The organism is Streptococcus sp. HMSC070B10, assembly GCF_001808665.1.
In the GTDB taxonomy this organism is placed as follows: domain Bacteria; phylum Bacillota; class Bacilli; order Lactobacillales; family Streptococcaceae; genus Streptococcus.
The window spans coordinates 74,391-78,460 of record NZ_KV794214.1; the positions used below are offsets into that span (position 1 = coordinate 74,391).

The 4,070-nt window shown below is 42.1% G+C and carries 2 protein-coding genes; both read right to left on the reverse strand.

Annotated elements, in window-relative coordinates; all coding sequences use genetic code 11:
• Positions 1–3,529, reverse strand: a 3,529-nt coding sequence (locus tag HMPREF2613_RS07815; RefSeq protein WP_070479944.1) for an SspB-related isopeptide-forming adhesin, incomplete at its 3' end; no start/stop codon positions are given.
• 26 nt (positions 3,530–3,555) lie between these two features.
• A partial coding sequence (locus tag HMPREF2613_RS07820; protein WP_148129958.1) for an LPXTG cell wall anchor domain-containing protein occupies positions 3,556–4,070 on the reverse strand: 515 nt, incomplete at its 5' end.

The following is a 4,070-nucleotide window of genomic DNA, read 5'->3' on the forward strand; positions in this document are numbered from 1 at the left end:
CCGTCATCTCTTGTAAATTGACTGTATTGATAAAAGTATTTTCAACCTTCCCAGCTGCGATGCGTTCGACTTCTAGATAGAAGTCTGCATCGAACGTGCCTTTTACACCTAAAGAATTTAGGAAATCCTGGTTGATAACGTAAGACCATTTGCCTGCTTTTTCGTCCCATTTGACGGCCACAATTTTCTTAAGGAAGTTAGGATCCGTATCTTGGTTCACTTCAAACAAGAAGGCATAAGCTGTACCTTTGACGATTTTTTCGCCAGCTTTGACTACTTTTCCATCCTTCAGGATAACGTCATAAGGAAGAACCAAGTCTTTTTCAGCAAGGTATTCTGTCCCACGAATAATACCTTCCCATTTACCTGTGAATCGATCATGAACCACATCCAACTGGTCACTACCATCATATTGGAAGAGGCTATCGTGTTTGGTTGGAACGGTTACACCGTCAAGTAGATAGCGAATATATTGGCCAATCTGTACTTCTTGGCCGTCCAAGACTTTTTTATTATCCTTTTGATCCAAGGCATGCTTTTCGGGTTTCACGTTAGGAACTTCAACTGTTACAAGATTTGACTGATAACTATTACCAAAATCAATCTGTTTAAAATCGTTCTTCACGATTTCCCCTGCTTTAACCAGTAGTTTAGCTGGGAGATCAACAGTAACATTCTTATTTGGTTTCACGTAGTTTTGATAGAAACTCTTGGAATCTTTTGATACCCAAAGATAAAACTCACCTTTAGGATTCAAGTTCAATTCCTTCAGGATTTTATTGATTGCATCTGTACGACCTTTGTCTGAAAGGACGTGATACATGTCAAACATGTTTTTCACGTCTTTACCTGCAGCAGTCATCTTGATCTTGCTGTGGTCAACTGTGAAGGCTTTGTCTTGAACATCATCCAGGATTCCAAACTTCTTACCAAGTGCTTGCGCTGAAGCAAGAGTTTTGGTATATGGGCTGTAATCTGTCATCAAGCGGAAGGTCACGTTGCGATCAAATGTTGTCGCTGCGTTTATATTCTTACCAGAACGATCCAGAACAGCTTTGACTGGTTTTGGTGGTTTCGGTGTGTAGTTGGTAACAGTATTTGAGTACACCTCGTAGTTATTCACTAACACTTTATAAGTGTTATCATAGAAGCCCTTGTCATAGACAGGCTTCCATGTAATCACTGGAGCTGCTAGACGCTTCCCTTCGTAGGTTGCAGTAAAGGTGTAAGTATTCCTTCCTGCATCGTAAGCAACGCCCCATCCTGCTTTCTCTGCAGCTGCTTTCGTCACAGTTACATCAGGAACAGCCCCAGCTTCAAGAGGATCGATGATGGTAATCTTGTCACCTTTTTTCAGGTTCGCATAGATATTGTCATGATTCAAGGTGTAGGTCTGAGTAGCATTTTTAACCACTGTTTGACCATTTGTATTGGTCTTGTCTGTGTCTGCTACAGATTTGCTGACAACTGGCTTATATTGTAACTTGTAGCCGTGATAGCTTGCAGACAATTTCTGATTTTTGGTTTCAGAAAGGGTTTTAAGCGCCAAGGTTGGTTTGGTTGGATTTTTCGCTTTGACCAATTCAGCTGATACAGGGTCAGTTTTGACAGGTTTCACAGTTGTTTTTGTGATAGTTGCCGTAGCTGGAACTTCAACAACTGGCGCTACAACCTTTGTATTCAAAGCAAACCAATAGGTTTGGCCATTTGGACTTTCTGGTCCATCCCATTGAATAAATTCGGTTGTGAAGGTTGTCCCTTCCTTGAAAACACCAAGTGCGGCCCCCTTGTATTGGTAAGGTGAGTCAGATGTATCCCAAAGATGACCTACCTCTTCCTCACGATTATAGTCTTCTGCATAAACATAGCCATAATCCTTGTTTTGAGTAACAGTTGAGCCATTGATTTCAACATGTGTCCCATTGATGGCTTTTGCACCTTCCCACCCGATAGGGTTGTGGTTTAGCGACGAGTAGGTTAAGGCTGCAGGTGTCTTTTCAGAAGCCTTGAAAGCTACTTCTTGGCCTTCCTCATTGTTGTAGTAGTAGGTATCTGTAACCAGGAAGTTCATGTAGTCCGCAGCTCCACCTGTTCCATCGTTTCGAGCTACTACAAAGCCCTCAGTCGGATCATTTAAGACATAGACATCATTTAGGCCAGTTTTACCTTGGTTTACAATTTGAAATTTTCGATGGATACGAGAAATATTGTGTTGTTTCCCATCCTCGGTTGTGACTGTTAAGCCGTTTAACCCAGTATAATCAATTTCTGTTGTCCAACCATTGCCCACATCTTTGTATTTCAAGACTTTGGTTGAGTCTAGAACACGAGTATAGCCTGATGTTCCATTTGATGAAGCGATGTAATCTTTGGTAGTTACCTGCGCTCCTGAAGCAGAGGACTCTACTGTTGCTTCAGGATTAGCTGTTGCAAGACTTAGAGCCTGTAAGACAACCTCTTTTGTGAACCCTTCCGTACTTGTTTTAGATTGAAGTTCATTATATTTCTTCTGCCATTCAGCCTGGGTCTTCTTAGCTTTATCAAAGGCCGTTTGGTTTTGTTTGGCAATTTTGTTGGCTTCATCTACTGAAGAAACTTCCTGTGTTTTAGAAGTTAAAAGTACACCAGAATGTTTCAAATCTGCTGACTTACGATCAGCATCTTGATTGACTTGATCACTAGCATTCTTCTTCTCTGTGTAGGCAGCCATCAGGGCTTTGTTAAGCTCCACTTTGCCTTTTGCAGTCGCAATAGCCTGGTCATTTTGTTTCTTCAATGCTTCTACTTCTGCAACTGAAGAGACTGTACGTGTAATGACTTTAACGTCAACGTTGTCTTTCTTCAACTGCTCAGTTACAGTTTCTACTGCTTGATTTAATTCAGTAGCTTGTTTGACAGTAGCTTCGTACTTCCCTTTTTCTTCTAGGTAGGTTGAGACAGCTTGCTGGTTTTCTGCTAAGACTTTCTTAGCTGTTTTAGTAGCTTGCTTGTTTTTGTCAGCAGTTCCATCTGTTGCAGTCGAACCGTCATTCGTAACGGTGACTGTTGTTGACTGTTCGTGCTTGCCTTTTTCAGTGGCCACAAAGCTATTATTAGCTTGAATGGCTTCCTGCGCTTCCTTGAAGGCGGTATTGTTTTCGACTTGTTTTGCAGTCGTTTCTTCAAGCGCCTTGACCTGTTTTTCTTGATCTTGTTTGATCTCAGACTTAGACTGTTCAAGTTTTGGAGCAGTGGTATCCGTTCCCTTATCAATGCTTGATGTCTCAGATACAACTACTCCTGCTTGCTTAGCTGTTGAAGCAGCCTTTGTGACTGCTGTATTATCAATCGCTACAGGCTGGCTTCCTGTTGCTTTACCAGCTTGTGTAGCATACATGTTATTGTCATTTTTGCTTTCAGGCTGGCCTGTTTCATCTGCAAATGCTGAACCTGCAGAGAAGGCTACAATACCTGCGATTGCAATACCTGACGCTAAACCTTTAGCCCATTTTTTCTTACGGAAATATCCGTGTCCTTGTGTTTTTGCCATTTAATGTTTTACCTTTCCATTTCACCTTAAAACATTTTCTTCTTGTAGAAGTAGCCAACCGCTGTCAACAACAGAGTCCCAATAGCACCCAGAATGCTTTCTGCAGTCCCAGTGTTTGGAAGTGTTTTGAGTTTGCCTTCTTTATCAGTAACAGAGATAGTCTTATCTTCGTTAACTTTTCCTCCAACTTCTTCTGGAGCCACTACAGAACCATCTGAAAGGACTACGTTTCCGTTTTGGGTGCTAACAATTGAAGCTCCTGTATTCGTTTCAACAGGATCTTTTGTCACATCATGTACGGTCTGTCCCGTTGATGTAGATGTTGTTCCAATTTGTGACTTCCCTTGCTGGTTCGCTTGATCAGTAGTTTTTGGCTGCTCATCTGGAACACCATCTAGGCTACCTGCGTTATCCTTGTCTTGCGCCTTATCTGAAGGCGCTGGTTTATCAGCTGGCACTCCGTCAAGGCTTCCTGCGTTATCCTTGTCTGAGGGTGCTGTTGGATCTACTGGAGTAACTGAAGGCTCTGTTGGCTGAACTG